The 745-nt window shown below is 33.6% G+C and carries 1 protein-coding gene; it reads right to left on the bottom strand.

The genetic code is table 11. From position 1 onward, the window contains the following. Positions 1–307 precede the first annotated feature (307 nt). On the bottom strand, positions 308–682 hold the full coding sequence (gene yidD, locus ACS8FD_RS20005; RefSeq protein WP_439263372.1) for a membrane protein insertion efficiency factor YidD: 375 nt from the start codon (positions 680–682) through the stop codon (positions 308–310). Between the last annotated feature and the right edge of the window lie 63 nt (positions 683–745).

Below are 745 nucleotides of genomic sequence, written 5' to 3'. Positions count from 1 at the left end.
CATTAGCATAATCATCTCGCCATGCCAAAATTAGCAGATAAGCGGTGATTAACATCGCAATGATGATCATCACCCGAAATATCTTTTGCATAAACCTTTCCTAGATTAAAAAATTAGGGAATAAAAAATCAGGCATGTGTCATGACCGCCGCATAGTATTAACTCATACCTTGAGCAGCAGTATCAGCAGTCAATCACATAAAATGTTCATCATTTTACTAAAAAACCACTCTAAATGATACCAAGAGTGTGGATAACTTGTGGGTAACTAAATAGATATCCACAGATGGTCTATCGATGACAAAAATTACGTTAGCTTCATCATATGGTTTAAACGAGAAACATAACTTTTACGATCTTTATAGACATAAATACCCTGAACACTAACGGTAGCTAGGGTAGTAGCGGGCACATATTGATAGTAGTAAGAAGATAAAGGTAGCGGTACAAAATCGACACCATGTCCACCCAAAGGATGACAACTTCCAATACGTTTTAACAGTAGCCAACTACCAGATCGAACCCCATGCCATTCTAGAGCTTGCTTGCCATAATTAGAACATGTTGGGTAATACCGGCAACGGGCAGGCAATATTGGGCTTATTACTTTTTGATAGAAAACAATTAAAGTATATAACAGCTTATAAATAAACTTATTTTTATTTTTTAATATAGAATTCATTTCATGTTTTTTCTATTTTTTTAAAAATATTATTTATTTCATTTTTTAATTCTTTATTACTCA

The sequence above is a fragment of the Psychrobacter sp. 1U2 genome (assembly GCF_051847575.1).
This window is presented reverse-complemented; position numbering and strand designations above follow the sequence as displayed.

Excerpts from the sequence above, each read along its gene's own strand:
- yidD (WP_439263372.1), bottom strand. The coding sequence starts at position 682 with ATGAATTCTATATTAAAAAATAAAAATAAGTTTATTTATAAGCTGTTA.